Origin of the sequence: Nocardiopsis sp. NPDC057823, assembly GCF_042797335.1 — a bacterium.
In the GTDB taxonomy this organism is placed as follows: domain Bacteria; phylum Actinomycetota; class Actinomycetes; order Streptosporangiales; family Streptosporangiaceae; genus Nocardiopsis; species Nocardiopsis changdeensis.
The window spans coordinates 114,201-131,533 of sequence record NZ_JBHVLR010000007.1 but is presented as its reverse complement, the minus strand read 5'-3'; the positions used below and the strand labels follow the sequence as shown (position 1 = coordinate 131,533).

The window sequence follows — 17,333 nt, the reverse complement described above, 5'->3', positions numbered from 1 at the left end:
ACTTTAAGTTAATCGTGGGTAGCGGCAGCATGGTGCCATGACCACGACCGCGCACGCCGTGCCCACGGCCACCGACGTCCGTGCCGCCGCCGAACGCATCGCGCCCTACGCCCGCCGCACCCCGGTGATGCACACCGAGGTCGACGGCAGGCCCGTGACCCTGAAGCTGGAGCACCTCCAGCTCACCGGTGCGTTCAAGCTGCGCGGCGCACTCAACGCCCTGCTCGGCGGCGGCCCCGTCGACCGGGTGATCACCGCCTCCGGCGGCAACCACGGGCTGGGGGTGGCCACCGCGGCCCGCCTGCTCGGGGTGCGCGCCACCGTCTACGTGCCCGAGACCGTCCCCGAGGCCAAGGCCGCGCCGCTGGCCGCCACGGGTGCCGAGGTCGTCCGGGTGGGCGAGCACTACGCCGTGGCCGCCGAGGCCGCCCGCGCGCACGCGGACCGGGAGGGCATCCGCTACCTGCACGCGTTCGACGACCCGCTGGTGGTCGCGGGCCAGGGCACCCTGGGCCTGGAGATCGCCGCCGACGCGCCCGAGTGCGACACCGTCGTGGTGGCGGTGGGCGGCGGCGGACTGGCCGCCGGGGTGCGGCTGGGCGCGGACGGGCGCGAGGTCGTGGGGGTGGAGCCCGAGGGCTGCCGGAGCCTGCACGCGGCCATGGACGCGGGCCGCCCGGTGCAGACCCCCGTGGACTCGGTGGCGGCGTCCGCGCTGGGCGCGTCGGTGCTGGGCCGGGTGCCGTTCGAGGTGCTGCGCGACAACCCGATCACCCGGAGGCTGGTGAGCGACGCCGAGATCGTCGCCGCCCAGGACCGGCTGTGGTCGGAGTTCCGCATCGCCACCGAGCCCGCCGCCGCGGTGCCCTTCGCCGCCTGGCTGGCCGGCAGGGTGCCGGGCGAGCGGCCCTGCCTGGTGGTGTGCGGCGCCAACGCCCGCTGGGACCGCGTGGGCTGACCCCCGCCGGCCGCCCGTGCGCCGCGCCCCGGGGGCGCGCGGTCCGGTCCGGGCGTGGGAGCCTGGTCCGATGGAGAACGCACCCGTCGACCGGACCGCCGCCCTGCGCCTGTGGGAGGAGTACCGGTCGGCCAGGCCCGACCTGGCGACCGACCCGGAACCCCCGTCGGTGGAGTACTTCGGCGACCACCCCGAGCTGACCGACGAGCTGCTGGGGCTGGTCCTGGCCGGGACCAAGCGGGCCACCGCCGCGCTGGCCGCCGAGTTCGCCGCCGCGGGCGACCCGCTGCCCAGGGTGGGCGGCCACTGGATCGCCTGCGACTCCTCCGGGCGCCCGCGCGTGGTCCTGCGCAGTACCGAGCTGCGGCTGGGCGGGTTCGCGAGCGCGGACGCGGCGTTCGCCCGCGACGAGGGCGAGGGCGACCTGTCCCTGGAGTACTGGCGCGAGGGGCACCTGCGGTACTGGCGGCGGGTGTGCCGCGGCCTGGGCCTGGAATGGGACGAGGACAGGGAGATCGTCTTCGAGCGGTTCTCGGTGGTCTGGCCGCCGGAGCACGCCGACGGCTGACCCCCTGTCCGCGGCCCCGTGCGCGCGGACGCGTCCCCGGGTCGGGCGCCCGAAGGAATTCCACCGAACGGCGGCGGGCGAATGCGGCGTCACATCCTCCCCATTCGCCCCAGGCCGGGAAAAGGACTTCCGCCTCACAGGTCCGTGACCTGCGGTTTCGCGCCCACGTGGCCGAAACTGCGGACGGCGCACAGGGGCTCGAAAAAGACCGATTACAGCGCCGGGTTCCGGTCCTTCCGAATATACGAAGCAGAGGTTTTTTCCGTAATATTCCGATCCGAATGCCCGGCGGTCGCATCCTACGCAGGGAATCGGCCCCAGGTCGTTCATCCCCCGTCACCCCCTGCACAGAGAGAAGCAGCCGTGTCCTTCGAGATCGTCGGAACCGAGGGCGCCCTCTGCGGGCACCGCTTCCCCGTCGGCGACGCGCCGGTGACGTTCGGCCGCCACACCGACAACACCGTGGTCTTCCCCGGCCGCGCGGTCTCCCGCTTCCACGCCGAGCTGCGGCGGGAGGGGGAGAACCACGTCCTGCGCGACCGCGGCAGCAGCAACGGCACCCTCGTCAACGGCGAGCGGGTCACCGAGCACCTGCTGCTGCCCGGCGATCTCATCGCCATCGGCGAGGAGACGTTCCGCTGGGAGGCGGCCGAGACCCCGGGGGCGCCCTCCGACCTGCCGGTGACCCAGATGTTCGTCCGGCCCGAGGTGTTCTCCGGGCCCGTCCTGAACGTCGCCGTGTCCGGCGGCGGCCCCGTCGGGCTGGCCTTCGCCCTGCTGCTGGACCACCTGCTGGGCCCGCAGGTGTCGGTGACCGTGTACGACTCCCGCTGGACCCGCGAGGACGGCCGGGTCGTGTGGAAGGACGAGCGGCAGGGCAACGTCCGGCGCCGGCAGGTGGTGACGATCCAGAGCCGCCAGTTCCTCAACCTGTCCGAGGAGATGCGCGAGCGGCTGTTCGCCCCCGGCGAGTACACCGAGATGTGGCCCTCGGGCGCCGACTCCATCGGCGGCCTGGGGCCGCGCAACATCCGCATCGCGCGCATCGAGGACGTGCTGCTGCGGATGTGCGGCGAGCGGCCCGACCGCATCCGGCTGGTCCCGGAGAAGTTCGACGTGACCGCGCCCGGGGCGCTGGAGGGCCGGCACGTGCTGGCCGTGTGCGAGGGGTCGCGCTCGCGCACCCGCGAGCACCTCACCGGCCGCTTCGGGCAGGCCGACAGCGGCATCTACTCGCTGGACGGCGAGCACGTCGAGGACGTGGTGCTGGGGCTCCAGGTGCGGTCGGCCCTGTCGGACCCGGCGACCGTGCTGCTGACGGTCGCCCAGAACCGGTTCCTGCTCAACTCGCTGCGCGGCGAGGGGTTCCTCAACATGCGCCTCACCGACGAGGAGGCGCAGGAGGTCGTGGGCATCGACCCGGTCCGGCGGTCGTTCGAGCAGTGCATCGGCTCCCGCCCGTGCGTCATGGACCGCGACGGGGACGGCGACTTCGCCTGCTCCACCCACAGCACGCTGTTCCTGCCCGCCCTCGTCAAGGGGTCGAAACTGTGGAAGCGGGTGCGTCAGGGGCTGGAGTTCTTCGCGGTCCCCGAGGAGGACCTGAGCGCCGTCACCGCGTTCCGGCTGAGCATGGTGCAGCGGCCGCGGTTCACCGCCCAGCTGCGGGCGGAGACCCCCGCCTCCCCCGGCACCTACGGGTTCCTGCTGGGGGACGCCGCCAACGCCATCCACTTCTGGCCCGGGCGCGGCCTCAACAGCGGGCTGGCCTCGGCGATCTCGCTGGCCCGCTCGCTGAGCAGCGCCTGGAGCGGGCGCCCCTTCCGGGACGCGGACTTCATCCGCCACGAGGCGGCCATGTCGATGCTCCAGTACCGGCACAAGAGCCGGGCCTGGAAGGCGATGGTGGCCAGCGACGAGGACGGGGTGACGAGCACGGTCAAGGAGCTGATCGCCCGGAGCCTGGCCGGGGAGGGCGCCGGGCGCGAGGCCGACACCGAGGTGCTCATGGAGCGGCTGGGGTCGATCCGGTCCCGGCTGGCGGGCCGGATCGAGGGGCTGCCCGACGACGGGGCCCTGCGCGAGCACCTGGCCCGGCTCACCGACGAGACCCTGCGTTCGCTGGTCGCCGGGGGTCCGTGGGACACTCTCACGGTGGGCGGCGAGGAGGTCGACATCGACATCTTCTACCGCGAGGAGGCGGCCCAGCCCGCACGGGCGTGACGCACGGGCGGAGCGGGGCGCGGTGCGGAACGTGACCGCGGGCGCGCCCTGTTCGTCCGCGTCGTCCCTGTTCGGTGACCTGCGGCACTCTCTCCGGCGGAACCGCTCATTACCCGTGGGTCACCCTTACCATCGGGTTCGACCACCACCCTGAGTGAGGGAGACCACGTGCTCTACGATGTGCTGCGGCAGACGGCGTCACTCCTGGCCCGGTCCCTGTGCCGCCCGACCATCGAGGGCCGCGAGAACGTCCCCGCGACCGGGCCGGTGCTGCTGGCCAGCAACCACCTGTCCTTCGTGGACAGCGTGGTGATCCCGCTGTCGGTGACCCAGCGCCGGGTGCGGTTCCTGGCCAAGAGCGACTACTTCGAGGGCAAGGGGATCAAGGGCCGGGTCACCGGCACCGTGTTCGGCGCGCTGGGGGCCATCCCGGTGGAGCGGCGCAACGCCCGCGACGCCCTGGTGTCCCTGGACGTGATGCTGGAGCGGCTGCGCGAGGGCGAGGCCTGCGTGATCTACCCCGAGGGCACCCGTTCCAAGGACGGCCGCCTGTACCGGGGCCGCACCGGGGTGGCGCACCTGGCCCTGGAGTCCAAGGCCCCGGTGGTCCCGGTGGCGGTGGCGGGCACCCAGGAGGTCCAGCCGATCGGGGCGTCGATGCCGCGGCCGCGCCCCTTCACCGTGCGCTTCGGGAAGCCGCTGGACTTCTCCACCGGCTACGACCACCTGGCCCCCGGCAAGGCCCGCCGCGAGATCACCGACCGGGTGATGGACGCCATCCACTCCCTGTCCGGGCAGGAGCGGGCGGACCACTACAACTCCGTGGGCTGACCCGGCGCCTGCCCGGGGCCGGGGCGCCCGTGCGGGAGGTCCCGGCGGACCGGGCGGGCCAGCAGGGCGAGTCCGGCGGCGGCCGCCGCCATCGCCGCGCCCACCGCCGCCCAGCCCCAGGCCCCCGCGGCCAGGACGAACGGCAGCAGCGCCGCCGACCCGGCGATGCGCGCCACCGAACCGGCCATCCCGAACACGGCCTGGTGCCTGGCCTGGAGCGCGGCCGGCACGTCGCGCAGGGCCAGGTGCCAGGCGGGCGGTCCGCCCGCCACCTCGCCGACGGTGATCAGCACGATCCCCGCCAGGACGAGGGCGGTGGCCGCGGCCGCGCCGCCCGTTCCGGCCGAGCCGAGGAGCACGCACCCGCCCGGCAGGGCGGCGGCCGCCCACAGCGCCGACCGGGCCGCCGCCGCGTCCGAGACCACGCGGTCGGCCCAGGGGCGCTGCACGGCCAGGACCAGCACCGTGTTCAGGCCCAGCGCCACCGCGGGGACCCACCCGGGGGCGCGGGTCCCCTGGGCCGCCCACAGCGGCAGGATCACCGACAGCACGGGCAGGCACAGCTGCACCACCGACGTCAGCGCGGTGACCGCCAGCAGCCGCCGGTCGCCCAGGGCGGCCGAGATCCGGCGGTCGCGGCCCGCCGCCGCGGAGTCGGCCGGGTCCGCGGGCATCCCCGCCAGCAGCAGCGCGCAGCCGAGCACCACGAGCGCCCCGCCCCCGTACAGGAGCGTGAACCCGGCGTCGGCGCCCGCGGCCAGCACCAGCGCGCCCAGCACCGTCCCGGCGCCCATGCCCGCGTTGAGCAGGGTGTGCATCCTCCCCCGGGCGGCCACCCGGGCCCGGGGCTCCACCCGGGCGGCCACCACCGCCTGGCGGGCGGCGCCCAGCCCGGTCTGGGCCACCACGAACACGACCGCGCCGACCGCGTACGTCCACGGCCCGTCCGCCACCGCGTAGACGGCCAGGGACGCCCCCACCAGGCAGGTGAAGCCCACCGCCGCCCGGCGCGCCCCGACCGCGTCGGCCAGGGCCCCCAACGGCACCGCCGCCGCCAGGGCTGCCAGGTTGCCCGCCCCCAGGACCAGGCCGATCCAGGGGACCGGCACCCCGACCCGGGTGCCGAAGTACAGCACCGCCGTGGCCAGCACCGCGCCGTCGACCACCGCTCCGACCGCCTGCGCGGCGTACATCCGCCGCAACCCGCCGTCCCGGGCGGCCCGCAGGGCGGCGCCGGCCGGGTTCGTTCCCGTGTTCACGGGTCGAGGCTACGGAGCGATCGGCCCACCGCTACAGTGCGATCCCATGGAGAGAACATGGGCCATTTCCGGGATCGACCTGCACGTGGAGGTCGGCGGGACCCGGGTGGCCCGGTCCCTGGAGCGGGAGCTGCGCGCCGCCGTCACCGGGGGGCGCCTGCCCGCCGGGACCCGGCTGCCGTCCTCGCGCACGCTCGGCGCCGACCTGGGCATCGCCCGCAACACCGTGGCCGAGGTGTACGGGCGGCTGGCCGCCGAGGGGTGGCTGGAGTCGCGTGTGGGGGCGGGCACCTGGGTGGCCCGCCGCCCCGGGCCGCCGCCCGCGGGCGCCGACGCCGAGCCACCGCCGCCGCCCGCCCTGGACCTGCGCGGCGGCATCCCCGACCCGTCGGCGTTCCCGCGCGGGGAGTGGGCGGCGGCGCTGCGCCGGGCCGTGGAGTCCGCGCCCGCCGACGCCTTCGACTACCCCGACCCGCGCGGGGCGGCACCGCTGCGCGAGGCCCTGGCGGGGTACACGGCGCGGGCGCGCGGCGTGCGCGCCCGCGCGGAGAACGTGGTGGTGGGGCACGGTTTCGGTGACCTGCTGGCACTGCTGTGCCGGGCGCTGGCCCGGCGCGGGGCCCGGCGCATCGCGGTGGAGGCGTACGGGCACGGGCGGCACCGGCGCATCGCGGCCGCCCACGGGCTGGAGCCGGTACCGGTGCCGGTGGACGCCGACGGCGCGGACGTGGCGGCGCTGGAGGGGCTGAATGTGGGAGCGGTGCTGCTCACCCCGGCCCACCAGTTCCCGACGGGGGCGGTGCTCTCACCCGAGCGGCGCCGGGCGCTGGTGCGGTGGGCGCAGCGGCGGGACGCCCTGGTGCTGGAGGACGACTACGACGGCGAGTTCCGCTACGACCGCCGGGCGGTGGGCGCGGTGCAGGCGCTGGCCCCCGACCGCGTCGTCTACCTGGGCACGGCCAGCAAGTCGCTGGCCCCGGGCCTGGGGACGGCCTGGGCGGTGGCGCCCGCGGAGCTGGTGCCCGAGCTGGTGGGGCTGCGCGAGCTGTCGGGGGCGGGCCACCACGTCCCGGGGCAGCTGGCGCTGGCGGACCTGATCACCTCGCACCGCTACGACCTGGCGGTGCGCCGGGCCCGGGCCGTCCACCGGGACCGGCGGCGGGCGGTGGCCGCGGCCGTCGCCGGGCTGCCCGGCTGCTCCCTGTCGGGGCCCGAGGCGGGGCTGCACTGCCCGCTGGAGCTGCCCGCGGGGGTGTCGGAGGCGGCCGTGTCGGCCGAGGCTGCGCGACGGGGGCTGGCGCTGGAGGGGCTGGCCTCGTTCGGGTCCGGTGCGCCGGAGCGGGGTCCGGCGATGGTGATCGGCTACGGTGCGCCCCGCCCGCACCTGTTCGCCCCCGCCCTGGCCGCGGCCGTCGCCGCCGTGGCCGCCCACCTGCCCTGAGCGCGCACGCCGGGAGCGGTGGCGGCCCCGGCCCGCGGCGGGGTCACAGCGCGCGGCCGGCCAGGGCCAGCAGGCGCTCCTGGGTCCCGGCCTCCTCCCCCACCTCCACGGGCGCGTCGAACATCGGCCCCGGGCCGAAGTCCTGGCGCCGGGCCCAGCCGTAGAGCTCGGCGACCAGGTCGGGGTCCAGGTTCTCGTCGGCGCCCAGCGCCCGGGCCAGGTCCCAGGCGTGCACGCCCAGGTCGAAGGTCATCTGCCACAGGTACAGCTCCGCCGGGGCGTCGCCGAACGACAGGTGGACGGTGCGGTTCTGCGCGGAGGGCGCCAGCCAGGCGGTGCGGGCCTCCCGGGCCGCCACCTCCCAGACGGCGAGCGGCTCCTCGCCCAGGACGTCGCCGTCGAAGCGGTCGCCGACCTCCTCGGGGGTGCGGCCCTCCAACAGCGGCGGCACCCACAGCTGCTCGGTGGTCAGGTGGTCGACCAGATCGTGGACGTCCCAGTCGGAGCAGGGGGTGGGCAGCGCCCAGTCGGTCATCCGGATCAGGCGCACCCGCCGGTCGAACTCCTCCAGGGCGGTGCCGTGCAGGTCGATCAGCCGTTCCATGTCGGTTCCCTCCGCGGTGTCCGGTCACTCAGGGCCGTCTACCCGCCCCGGAGCCCCGGGACACCCGGCGGCGGCCCCCGGCGGCCCCGTCCCGCCCTCAGCCCGCGAACCGGTCCGGGGTGAGCGGCAGGTCCCTGACGCGGACCCCGGTGGCGTGGTGGGCGGCGTTGGCGATGGCCGCCGCGGTGCCGACGATGCCGATCTCCCCGACCCCGCGCAGCCCCAGGGGGCCGGCCGAGGGGTCCTCGCCCTCCAGCCAGTGGGCCTCCACCTCGCCCACGTCGGCGTTGACGGCGACGTGGTACTCGGCGAGGTCGGCGTTGACCACGTGCCCGAAACGGGGGTCCAGGACGCTGCGCTCGTGGAGCGCCATCGACAGCCCCATGACCATGCCGCCCACGAACTGGGAGCGCGCGGTGCGCGGGTTGACGACCCGGCCCACCGAGAACACCCCCAGCATGCGCGGCACCCGGACCTCCCCGGTGTCGGCGTCCACCCGCACCTCGGCGAAGTGGGCCCCGAACGAGGCCACCGCGCGGCCCGGCTCCACCGTGTCCTCCGGGGCCGCGGCGCGGGCCCGGGCCCCGGGCCGGGGGTCGGCCCCGTGCTCCTCCCGGAAGGCCGCCGCGGCGGCGAGCACGGCCGCGCTCCAGGACGCGGTGCCGCTGGAGCCGCCGGCCACCGTGGCCGGGGGCAGGTCGGTGTCGCCCAGGCGCAGCAGCACCTCCTCCACCGGCCGCTCCAGCGCCTGGGCCGCGATCTGCGTGAGCGCGGTGCGCGACCCGGTGCCGATGTCGGCGGCTCCGATGTCCACCGTGTAGCGGTCCCCGTCGTAGCCGATCTCGGCGGCGGAGCCGGGGTTGTACAGGTGCGGGTAGACGGCGGCGGCCACCCCGGTGCCCACCCTCCAGCGGCCCTCCCGGCGGGTCCCGGGCGCGGGGTCGCGGCCGGCCCAGCCGAACCGTTCGGCGCCCTCGCGCAGGCACCGGGCCAGCCGGCGGTCCGACCAGGGCTCGCCGGTGCGCGGGTCGGTCTCCGGCTCGTTGCGCAGGCGCAGCTCGACGGGGTCGATCCCGCAAGCCTGGGCCAGCTCGTCCATGGCCGACTCCAGGGCGTACATCCCGGGCGCCTCGCCGGGGGCCCGCATCCAGAACGGGATGGGCACGTCGAGCGGGGCCAGGCGCTGGGTGGTGCGGCGGTGGGGCGCGGCGTACATCATGCGCGAGACCGCCGCGCTGCCCTCGGTGAACTCCTTGACCATGGAGGTGTGCTCCACCGAGTCGTGGACCAGGGCGCGGATGCGGCCGTCGCGCTCGGCGGCCAGGCGCACCCGCTGGACGGTCGGTGTCCGGTGCCCGGCCAGGGAGAACATCTGCGGGCGGGTCAGCGCGAACTTGACCGGCCGGCCCGGCAGCTCCCGGGCGGCCATGGCGGCGAGGATGTTGTGCGCGTGCGCCGACCCCTTGGACCCGAACCCGCCGCCCACGTGCGGGGACACCACCCGGACCCGTGCGGGGTCCAGGCCGAACACTCCGGCGACCGTCTCCCGGACCGGGTGGGCGCCCTGGGTGGAGTCGTACAGCGTCAGCCCGCCGCCGTCGCCGTCCCACACGGCGACGGTGGTGTGGGGCTCCATGGGGTTGTTGTGCTCCATGGGGGTGCGGTAGGTGCGGTCGACGACGACCGGTGCCCGGGCCAGCTCGGCGTCGGGGTCGCCCTGCTCGGTGTCGGCCGGGTCGTCCTCGTCCTCGGGGCGGTACAGGCCCGGGTGGTCGGCGGTGAGGACCACGTCGTGCGGCTCGACCGCGTAGTCCACCCGCACCAGGGCGGCCGCCTCGCGGGCCGTCTCGGGGGTGTCGGCGACCACGGCGGCGACGAGCTGCCCGTGGAAGGCCACCCGGTCGGACTGCAGGACGGCGAACTCGCGGTCCGCGGTGTCCGCGAGGCGCTCGGCGGTGGTGTGGGTCAGCACGAGGCGGACCCCCTCCGTGCCGCGGGCGGCGGAGGCGTCGACGGAGGTGATCCGCCCCCGGGCGACGGTCGAGGTCACGGGGTGCAGGTACAGCGGGTCGGGCAGGGGGTGCTCGTAGGCGTAGGGCGCCCGGCCGGTGGCCTTGTCGGCGCCCTCCAGCCGGGCGAGCGGCAGTCCCAGGGCGCGCGTTCCGTCCCGCCCGCTCACCGGTCCCCCTCCCCGGCCAGGTCGCGCAGCACGGCGGTCACGGTGGAGACCGCCAGCCCCGGCTTGAAGGCGTTGTCGGGCCCGGTGCGGGCGTCGGCGAGTTCGGCGCGGGCCGCCTCGCGGAAGGCGTCCTCGGTGGCGGGGCCGCCGGTCAGGGCCTCCTCGGCGCGGCGGGCGCGCCAGGGGGCGTGCGCCACGCCTCCCAGGGCCAGCCGGACCCGCCGCACGCGGCCGCCGTCGACCTCCAGTGCGGCGGCCACCGACACCAGGGCGAAGGCGAAGGAGGCCCGGTCGCGCACCTTGCGGTAGGCCGAGCGCTGCCCGCCGGGCGGGTCGGGCAGGTCCACCGCGGTGATGAGCTCCCCGTGCTCCAGCACGGTGTCGCGGTGCGGCTCCTCGCCGGGCAGGCGGTGCAGGCCGGGCATGGGGACGGTGCGTTCGCCGCCGGGGCCCAGGACGCGCACCCGCGCGTCGAGGGCGGTGAGCGCCACCGCCATGTCCGAGGGGTGGACGGCGACGCAGTGGCGGGAGGCGCCCAGGACCGCGTTGTGGCGGCCGTGCCCCTCCAGGGCGGAGCAGCCCGAGCCCGGTTCGCGCTTGTTGCAGGGGGTGGCGGGGTTCCGGAAGTAGGGGCACCGGGTGCGCTGGAGCAGGTTGCCGCCGGTGGTGGCGGCGTTGCGCACCTGCCCGGAGGCGCCCGAGAGCAGGGCGGCCGACAGCATCGGGTGGTGCCGGCGGACCAGGGGGTGGGCGGCCAGGTCGGCGTTGGGCGTCCCGGCGCCGATCCGCAGCCCTCCCCCGGGCAGTTCCTCGACGCCGTCGTCGAGCAGGGACCGCAGGTCGACGAGGCGGCCGGGGCGTTCGACGCCCAGCCGGAGGTGGTCGACCAGGTTGGTGCCGCCCGCCAGGTAGGCGGCCTCAGGGTCGGCCGAGACCTCGGCGACCGCCGCGGCGGCGTCCGTCGGCCGGCTGTAGTCGAAGGGCCTCATCGCGCCGCCTCCTCGACCGCCTCGACGATGCGGGGGTAGGCCCCGCAGCGGCACAGGTTGCCGCTCATGCGCTCGCGGATCTCCTCGCGGTCCAGCGGGACCGGCGCCCCTTCCCCGGCGTCCCCGGCATCCCCGGTGACGAGGCTGGGCCAGCCGCGGGCGGCCTCGTCGATGACGCCCACGGCCGAGCACACCTGCCCCGGGGTGCAGTAGCCGCACTGGAGGGCGTCGCGGTCGACGAAGGCGCGGGCCACCGGGTGCAGCCGGCCCGGCGGGGCCAGCCCGGCTGCGGTGGTCACCTCCGCCCCGTCGTGGGCGACGGCCAGCGCGAGGCAGGACAGGATGCGGCGGCCGTCCACCAGGACGGTGCAGGCGCCGCACTGCCCGTGGTCGCACCCCTTCTTGGGCGAGGTCTCCCCCAGCCGGTCGCGCAGGGCGTCCAGCAGCCCCGTGCGGGTGTCGACGGTGAGCTCGTGCTCGCGGCCGTCGACGTGCAGGGTGATCGTGACGTCCACTGCGGGTGCCCCCTCCGTGATCTGCGCGGCCGTGGGCGACGGCTCCCCACAGTCTGCGACGGGGGCACGGCGGAACGAAGCCGACACGGCGGGGGGAACCGATCCCGGCGCACGGTCCCGGGCACGCGAACGGCCGGCCTCCCGGTGGGGAGCCGGCCGTGGCGCGGTGCGGCTAGTGCGCGGCGGCGGCCGCCGGGACCTCCCCGGTGCCGGCGGCGGCGCGGCGCACGAAGAACGTGGCCGCGAACGCCAGCACCGAGATCGAGGCGCCGAGCAGGAAGGCGACGTGGATGCCGCCCGCCATGGCCTCGGTCTCCGGCAGGCCGTCGCCCAGGTAGCCGGCCGTGGAGGCCGCCATCACCGCGACGAACGCTGCCGTGCCCGCCGCGCCCGCGACCTGCTGCACGGTGCCGACGACCGCGCTGCCGTGCGAGTACAGCTGCGGGGTGAGCGACCCCAGGGCGCCGGTGAGCAGCGGCGTGAACATCAGGCCCAGGCCGATGGTGAGCATGACGTGGGTGGCGATGATGAACCCGAGCGGGGTCTGGGTGTCGAACGTCGTCATCGCCCACAGGATCGCCGACACCAGCGCGGCGCCCGGGATGACCAGCGGCCGGGGGCCGAGCTTGTCGTAGAGGCGGCCGACGAACGGTGCGATCAGGCCCATGGTCAGGCCGCCCGGCAGCAGGGCCAGGCCGGTGGCCAGGGTGTCGTACTCCAGCACGTTCTGCATGTACAGCGGCAGCAGGATCAGCGTGCCGAACAGGGCCATGAAGCTGACCGCGACCAGCCCGATGGAGATCGAGAACTGGGTGGAGCGGAACACGCGCAGGTCCAGCAGGGCGCGCTCGTCGCGCTGGAGGCGGATCTGCCGCCACACGAACACCACCAGCGCCACCGCGCCGATGCCGATGGCCAGCTGCGGCGGGATCGGGCCGCCGCCGTGGCCGCCCAGGCTGGAGAAGCCGTACACCAGGCCGCCGAACGCGAACGCCGAGACCAGCACCGAGAACATGTCGATGGTGGAGGGGCGCGGCTCGGTGACGTTGCGGATGAACAGGGCGCCCAGGGTCAGGCCCAGGAGGGCGATGGGCAGCACCAGGCCGAACATCCAGCGCCAGTCCAGGACGCTGAGGATGAGGCCGGCCAGCGTCGGGCCGACGGCGGGCGCCACCGACATGACGATGGAGATGTTGCCCATGGTGCGGCCGCGCCGCTCGGCGGGCACGGTGTTGAGGATGGTGGTCATGAGCAGCGGCATCATGATCGCCGTGCCCACGGCCTGGACGACCCGCCCCATGAGCAGGAACGCGAAGCCCGGTGCCAGGAAGCACAGCAGGGTGCCCAGGGTGAACAGCGACATGGCGGCGATGAACACCTGCCGCACGTGGAAGCGCTGGAGCAGGTAGCCGGTCGCGGGGATCACCACGGCCATCACCAGCATGAAGGCGGAGGTGAGCCACTGCCCGGTGGAGACGGAGATGCCCAGGTCCTTGTTGAGCGCGGGCAGGGCCACGCCCATGATGGTCTCGTTGAGGATGACGACGAACGCCGAGACCAGGAGCAACGGGATGACCAGGCGGTCGGCGCGCGGCTCCGGCCCGGTGTCGGCGGTCTCCGGCGCGCGGTCGGATGGTGTGGGTGTCCCGGTCACAAGTGTCCTCTGTGGTTCGTGGTGTCCGTCAGTGCGCGGGGGATGCAGGCGGGGGATGCAGGGAGTGCAAATATTCTCTCCCGGAAAACTCCCAACCTTCCACATGTTTAGGACATTCCCGCTGCGGCGCTGTGTTCTACGGCATCCCCACCTGGGCGGGAGCGGGTCCGCGGCCGTGTGGCGCGGCCCGCACCCGCGCGCCCGGGGCGGCGGGAACTCCCCGCGGCCCGGAGGTGTTATGAAGGACGCCGCACGAAGAAAGGGTGGTCACAGATGACGACCGAGCGCGCCGTCCTGGCCGGAGGCTGTTTCTGGGGCATGCAGGACCTCATCCGCAGGCTCCCCGGGGTGGTCGACACCCGGGTGGGCTACACCGGGGGCGACGTCGAGAACGCGACCTACCGGAACCACGGGACGCACGCCGAGGGGATCGAGATCCACTTCGACCCGGAGCGGACCTCCTACCGGGAGCTGCTGGAGTTCTTCTTCCAGATCCACGACCCGACGACCCTGAACCGCCAGGGCAACGACATCGGGATGAGCTACCGGTCGGCGATCTACTACGTGGACGAGGACCAGAGGAAGGTCGCCGAGGACACCATCGCCGACGTGAACGCGTCCGGCCTGTGGCCGGGCCCGGTGGTCACCGAGGTCGAGCCGGTGGGGGCCTTCTGGGAGGCCGAGCCGGAGCACCAGGACTACCTGGAGAAGTACCCGAACGGGTACACCTGCCACTTCCCGCGGCCCGAGTGGCGCCTGCCCAGGCGCGGGGCCACCGCGTGAGGACGTGAAGCGAGGCCCGAGGGGCCCCGGCCGGACGGCCGGGGCCCCTCGGCGTTCCGGGAGGGCGTGTCAGCCGCCGACGAGCCCGGCCTCGGCCAGGGCGGCGTGGATGCGCTCGGAGGACAGCAGCAGCTCGCTCATGACCGCGGTGACCGAGGCGTCGGAGCCCGGCGGGATCTCGGTGACCAGGCCGCCCCACTCGGGGACGGGGACCACCAGCACCCACCAGGGCGAGGGCCGGCGGCCGTTCTCGTCGCGGCCGCGGTAGCGCAGCAGCAGGTGGTCGGGGCGGCCCAGCCCCCCGGGGCGGCTGAGGGAGGGCAGGGTGGTGCCCACCCCGGTGGAGAGGGAGGCGAGCATGTAGGAGCTGGAGGCCGACTGCTCGGCGCGCGCCGTGGCCGCCTCGTCGTCGGGGTGCCCGGCGTGGCCGAGGAGGACGCCGTCCAGGTCGAAGGCGGCTGTGTGCGCGGCCCCTGTGCGCGCTTCGAAGTCGGCCAGGAGTTCGCCGACCAGGGCGGGGGACTCGCCTCGCACGATGGGGCGCCCGTTCCGATTGTTGATCATGAGCGAACCTTAGAGTGACGGGAGGTGCAGGTGTGAACCAGGATTCCCGCAACCCCAGGGGTTCCCGAGGGCCCGGACCTGGGAATCCCACCCCCGTCGCACACAAAGGCGCAGCTCAGCACACCTGTGATGGCGAAGTCACCGTTCGGAGCCGTTCGGTCGAAATTCCCTGATTCTTCCGGCTTTTCGGTCGTCCGTCCGGGTCCGCGGGCGGACGCCCGGTCCGCGCCGGGTGCGGCGGTCAGTCCTCGCGGGCCAGGCCCCGGGCGGCGGCCGAGGAGACGGCGAGCGCGACGGCGTCCTCGATGAGCGCCCCGGCGGTGTCCGGGCCGACGCGGCCCCACGCCTCGCGCCAGGCGACGCCCGCCCAGGCCCCCGCGGGGGCGGTGGCGCCCGCGATCAGGGCGGCGGGAAGGGCCGGGGCGCCCGCGGCGCGGGCCAGGAGGGCGCCGCCGGCGGCGGCGCTGGCGATGCGGGGGGCGAGCCCCGCCCAGCCCAGGCGGCTGGGGACGCCGGGAAGCTTGTCGCCGACGAACTCCGCGGCGGTGCCGAGCACCGTCAACACCGTCAGCGCCCGGCCGCCCCAGGGGACGGTGCGCAGCGCGGTCCCCACGCCCAGGCTGGCCCGCGATCCGGCCGCCAGGCCCAGCAGGCAGGCCCGTACCGGGATGCCCTTCCGTTCCGTCATGGTGTCCTCCCCGTGCCGTGGTCCCGCAACCGATCCTGCGCCATGTCGGGCCCGAACGGCGGGAGCGCCTCGCCGGTCCGGCCGAGGTATCGCCGAGGGGGCGGCGACCGCGCCCGGACCCCGAGCCGGGTTCTCCCGTTCGCCTCACGTCCACCGCTACCTTGTGGTACTTTATAGTAGTACTCTGTGCCACGAAGTACCAGGAGGACTGAAGAGGACCTGCGATGGAAGACCTGACGGAGATGCTGAAGGGCACGCTCGAGGGCTGCGTGCTGGAGATCATCGGCGGCGAGGAGACCTACGGGTACGCCATCACGCGGCGGCTGAACGAGCTCGGCTTCGCCGACGTCGTCGAGGGGACGGTCTACACCATCCTGCTGCGCCTGGAGAAGAACGGCCTCGTCCAGGTGACGAAACGGCCCTCCGGGGTGGGGCCGCCGCGCAAGTTCTACGCGCTCAACGACGCGGGGCGGGCGCAGCTCGCCACGTTCTGGGCCAAGTGGGACTACGTCTCGGACCGGATCGAGAAGCTCAGGAAGGACGGGGGATGAACCTCTGGGAGACGGTGACGGGCAGCGACCTCACCCGGGAGTGGAAGGCGTTCGAGGCCCGGGCCGCGGCCCTGCCGACCGGCCACCGTGAGGCGTGGGAGCAGATCAAGGCCCACCTGTACCCCTACTCGGACTTCTCGGGACGCAACCTGATGCCGATCTTCGACGGCGCCCTGGGGCTGCTGGAGGAGACCGCGGCGGACGGGCAGGACGTCCGCGACGTCCTGGGCGACGACGTCGCGGGCTTCTGTGCGGCGCTGGCCGGCGGGGAGGGGGCCCGGAGCCACCGGGACCGGTGGCGCGAGCAGTTGAACCGGAACGTCGCGAGGAAACTGGCCCGGCTGGGAGGCTGACATGGGCGTCCAGGACATCATCGAGGGCAAGCGGCAGTGGCGCGCGCACGTGGCGCGGGTCAAGGCGCTGCCGCCGGACTACCAGATCGTCTACAAGGAGATCCAGAGGTACTACTTCAAGGTCGGGCCGGTCGGCCTGGCCGAGGGGGACCTGCTCTCGGGGATCGTCGACTTCTTCGAGGAGGGGGCCGCAGCGGGCACCGGGGTCATGGACCTCATCGGCCCCGACGTCGCCGCCTTCTGCGACGACCTGATCAAGGACACGCCGACCTACGCGGACCTCTACCAGGCGTCCGCGGCCGAGGGCTCCGGCTCCCCCGGCGCGTGACCCCGCGCCCGGGGCGGCGGCCGCGCGGCCCGGTGGACAACGCCCCCCGGGCCGCCGCGGGTCAGCCGTCGCGGAGCGCCTCGATGACGGCGCGCTCCACCGGGGTGGGGTGCTCGGCCTCGAGGTCGAGCTCCCCCACCGGGAGCAGCGGGGGCTGGGCCATGAAGCGCGGGACGGAGCCCCGGTGCGGCTGCGCGCTGTGCACGAGGAACGGGTGGCACAGGAACACGTCGCCCGCCTCTCCGGTGGCCAGTGCCTCCGGCCGCCCCTCACTGGCGGGGACCGCCTCGCCGCACAGGTCCATGAACTCGCGCCCCTCGTCGCCCGCGTCGGCCAGCAGCCGGGGCAGGTCCCGGTGCGAGCCCACCCGGATGCGCGTGGGCGCGTCGTCGGGGCCCACGTCGGAGAACAGGAAGAGCATCAGCAGCGCGCGCCCGCGCGAGCGGAGGTTGACCCGGGCCTCCCCCTGCTCTCCGGCGAACGAGGCGTCGAGGTGCCAGCCGGCGTCCCCGGGGTCCTCGTCACTGGGGAAGCGCACGGGGAACGTGCCCAGCCCGCCGGGCCGCTGCCAGCGCCCCTCCCCCACCAGCGCGTCGAACGCCTCGAGCAGCGCGGGGGCGCACGCGGCCTCGCGGAACGGCGGGTCGTGGTAGCCGCCGAGCCGGATGACCGGCCGGGTCCAAGTGGCCGGGTCGCCGGGGTCGCAGTCCAGGTCGGCCCACAGCAGCTCCCTCCCCCGGTCGGCGAGTTCGCGGGGGAACGCGCCGCGCAGGGCGACGTACCCGTCCCGGACGAACGCCTCGACGTCGCGCTCGGACAGCATGTGCGGTCTCCTCTCACCACGG

At 75.2% G+C, this 17,333-nt stretch carries 18 protein-coding genes; 9 read left to right on the top strand and 9 right to left on the bottom strand.

Annotated elements, in window-relative coordinates; all coding sequences use genetic code 11:
- Positions 1-37 precede the first annotated feature (37 nt).
- The 4 genes from ACFVNO_RS14455 to ACFVNO_RS14440 all read left to right on the top strand — a co-directional run bounded on the left by ACFVNO_RS14455 (position 38) and on the right by ACFVNO_RS14440 (position 4,580).
- Complete coding sequence (locus tag ACFVNO_RS14455) at positions 38-958, top strand: threonine/serine dehydratase (RefSeq protein ID WP_220560884.1); 921 nt, start codon at positions 38-40, stop codon at positions 956-958.
- Between the two features lie 70 nt (positions 959-1,028).
- Entirely contained in the window at positions 1,029-1,526 is a 498-nt protein-coding gene (locus ACFVNO_RS14450) for an ASCH domain-containing protein (RefSeq protein WP_378892677.1), read from the top strand.
- Positions 1,527-1,889: 363 nt separating this feature from the next.
- On the top strand, positions 1,890-3,749 hold the full coding sequence (locus tag ACFVNO_RS14445) for an FHA domain-containing protein (RefSeq protein WP_355261595.1): 1,860 nt from the start codon (positions 1,890-1,892) through the stop codon (positions 3,747-3,749).
- Positions 3,750-3,917: 168 nt separating this feature from the next.
- Positions 3,918-4,580: a lysophospholipid acyltransferase family protein gene (locus ACFVNO_RS14440; RefSeq protein ID WP_355261598.1), complete on the top strand. Its 663-nt coding sequence runs from the start codon at positions 3,918-3,920 to the stop codon at positions 4,578-4,580.
- Here the strand turns inward: ACFVNO_RS14440 and ACFVNO_RS14435 are convergent.
- The gene (locus ACFVNO_RS14435) at positions 4,562-5,839 is read right to left on the bottom strand and encodes an MFS transporter (RefSeq protein WP_378892672.1); all 1,278 of its coding nucleotides are present in this window, start codon (positions 5,837-5,839) and stop codon (positions 4,562-4,564) included. The two genes, ACFVNO_RS14440 and ACFVNO_RS14435, sit on opposite strands and share 19 nt — an antisense overlap.
- Positions 5,840-5,885: 46 nt before the next feature.
- Between ACFVNO_RS14435 and ACFVNO_RS14430 the strand changes: the two genes are divergently transcribed.
- On the top strand, positions 5,886-7,280 hold the full coding sequence (locus tag ACFVNO_RS14430) for a PLP-dependent aminotransferase family protein (RefSeq protein WP_378892669.1): 1,395 nt from the start codon (positions 5,886-5,888) through the stop codon (positions 7,278-7,280).
- A 43-nt stretch (positions 7,281-7,323) separates the two neighbouring features.
- Here ACFVNO_RS14430 and ACFVNO_RS14425 read toward each other — a convergent pair whose 3' ends face one another.
- The 5 genes from ACFVNO_RS14425 to ACFVNO_RS14405 form a co-directional block, all read right to left on the bottom strand.
- Positions 7,324-7,884, bottom strand: coding sequence for a TIGR03086 family metal-binding protein (locus tag ACFVNO_RS14425; RefSeq protein WP_220560878.1), 561 nt, complete (start codon positions 7,882-7,884; stop codon positions 7,324-7,326).
- A gap of 97 nt (positions 7,885-7,981) precedes the next feature.
- Positions 7,982-10,063, bottom strand: a complete 2,082-nt coding sequence (locus ACFVNO_RS14420; RefSeq protein WP_378892666.1) for a xanthine dehydrogenase family protein molybdopterin-binding subunit — start codon at positions 10,061-10,063, stop codon at positions 7,982-7,984.
- On the bottom strand, positions 10,060-11,052 hold the full coding sequence (locus ACFVNO_RS14415; RefSeq protein WP_378892663.1) for an FAD binding domain-containing protein: 993 nt from the start codon (positions 11,050-11,052) through the stop codon (positions 10,060-10,062). The genes ACFVNO_RS14420 and ACFVNO_RS14415 overlap by 4 nt, the downstream gene beginning before the upstream one ends.
- Positions 11,049-11,567 carry a (2Fe-2S)-binding protein gene (locus tag ACFVNO_RS14410; protein ID WP_378892660.1) on the bottom strand — a complete coding sequence of 173 codons (519 nt, stop codon included), beginning with the start codon at positions 11,565-11,567 and terminating at the stop codon, positions 11,049-11,051. Before ACFVNO_RS14410 ends, ACFVNO_RS14415 begins: the two co-directional genes overlap by 4 nt.
- Positions 11,568-11,739: 172 nt before the next feature.
- Entirely contained in the window at positions 11,740-13,221 is a 1,482-nt protein-coding gene (locus tag ACFVNO_RS14405; RefSeq protein ID WP_378892657.1) for an MDR family MFS transporter, read from the bottom strand.
- Positions 13,222-13,494: 273 nt separating this feature from the next.
- Here ACFVNO_RS14405 and msrA point away from each other — a divergent pair, with 273 nt between their 5' ends.
- Positions 13,495-14,004 (top strand): peptide-methionine (S)-S-oxide reductase MsrA, encoded by a 510-nt coding sequence (gene msrA / locus ACFVNO_RS14400; RefSeq protein WP_355261615.1) that lies wholly within the window; start codon positions 13,495-13,497, stop codon positions 14,002-14,004.
- Between the two features lie 69 nt (positions 14,005-14,073).
- Here the strand turns inward: msrA and ACFVNO_RS14395 are convergent, their stop codons facing one another.
- The gene (locus ACFVNO_RS14395; protein ID WP_220560869.1) at positions 14,074-14,568 is read right to left on the bottom strand and encodes a hypothetical protein; all 495 of its coding nucleotides are present in this window, start codon (positions 14,566-14,568) and stop codon (positions 14,074-14,076) included.
- 241 nt (positions 14,569-14,809) lie between these two features.
- Positions 14,810-15,256, bottom strand: a complete 447-nt coding sequence (locus ACFVNO_RS14390; protein WP_378892652.1) for a hypothetical protein — start codon at positions 15,254-15,256, stop codon at positions 14,810-14,812.
- A gap of 224 nt (positions 15,257-15,480) precedes the next feature.
- Here ACFVNO_RS14390 and ACFVNO_RS14385 point away from each other — a divergent pair, with 224 nt between their 5' ends.
- From ACFVNO_RS14385 to ACFVNO_RS14375, 3 genes are read left to right on the top strand one after another with little or no spacing between them, the layout of a single operon-like run.
- Positions 15,481-15,807 carry a PadR family transcriptional regulator gene (locus ACFVNO_RS14385; protein ID WP_355261621.1) on the top strand — a complete coding sequence of 109 codons (327 nt, stop codon included), beginning with the start codon at positions 15,481-15,483 and terminating at the stop codon, positions 15,805-15,807.
- On the top strand, positions 15,804-16,160 hold the full coding sequence (locus ACFVNO_RS14380) for a DUF1048 domain-containing protein (protein ID WP_378892648.1): 357 nt from the start codon (positions 15,804-15,806) through the stop codon (positions 16,158-16,160). Before ACFVNO_RS14385 ends, ACFVNO_RS14380 begins: the two co-directional genes overlap by 4 nt.
- Position 16,161: 1 nt before the next feature.
- The gene (locus tag ACFVNO_RS14375) at positions 16,162-16,488 is read left to right on the top strand and encodes a DUF1048 domain-containing protein (protein WP_220560865.1); all 327 of its coding nucleotides are present in this window, start codon (positions 16,162-16,164) and stop codon (positions 16,486-16,488) included.
- 61 nt (positions 16,489-16,549) lie between these two features.
- On the opposite strand, the gene ACFVNO_RS14370 is transcribed toward ACFVNO_RS14375, so the two are convergent.
- A complete protein-coding gene (locus ACFVNO_RS14370) occupies positions 16,550-17,311 on the bottom strand; it encodes a phytanoyl-CoA dioxygenase family protein (protein WP_378892644.1) in 762 nt (253 codons plus the stop codon).
- Between the last annotated feature and the right edge of the window lie 22 nt (positions 17,312-17,333).